A 672-nucleotide genomic window follows, 5' to 3' on the forward strand; every position below is an offset into this window, starting at 1 on the left:
GTATTATAATTATACAAGCTGCACTGTTCGTAATGATAATAAAGTTTTAACCTTTAAGCTGTAATAGGGAGTTTTATATTGAAACAGGAATGTTATGCCTCGTCACTGACTTGGACAACAGGATTTTTTCTGCAAACACCCACTTTGAGGAGTGGTGGTTTAAAACTTTCTTACTGAATACGGCATTGGCGGCTTATATCTTAACATGTTAAAGCCGGTCTCGGTCTGAGGCCGGTTTTTTGCTTATTTAAAATTGCATAACGAAAAAAAGTATGTACGCTTTGCCGTCTGAAAATTCCCAAACTATATTGTGCAATTACATATTTTTGTAAACATTCACTCTTGTTTTGTATAACGGTTGGCATAACTTGAAGCTACGAAAGCATCCGGTTTGATTTTTGGTTCCACCCCCATGGATTCCATCCTGGCTACCATTTCTTTTACAAACTCACTGGTTTTGTTACGCTTTCCAACCCCGATATCAATGTGACCTTCCATTGTGAACGTCGCACCTTGATATACAGCAGGCAGGACAATATCGATTAATTGATTTTTTCTTTCTTCCGTAAACAGTGATACGATTTCCTCTGTTAACGACAACTCTTGAGAAATACGTTCATGTAAATGCAGCATCCTTCTAGGGATCATCACTTTTCTTATACAACCCCATAC

Annotated in this window: 1 protein-coding gene and 1 other RNA gene; one reads left to right on the forward strand and one right to left on the reverse strand. The window is 37.8% G+C overall.

The features are described 5' to 3' along the window. Positions 1-12: 12 nt before the first annotated feature. Positions 13-199: non-coding RNA, 6S RNA (gene ssrS, locus AC1DVB_RS27795), on the forward strand. A 137-nt stretch (positions 200-336) separates the two neighbouring features. Here ssrS and AC1DVB_RS27800 read toward each other — a convergent pair. Next, positions 337-672 (reverse strand): ribonuclease H-like YkuK family protein (locus AC1DVB_RS27800; protein ID WP_477592078.1); only part of this gene is annotated, 336 nt, incomplete at its 5' end.

The organism is Peribacillus sp. P4_D6 (assembly GCF_056401795.1).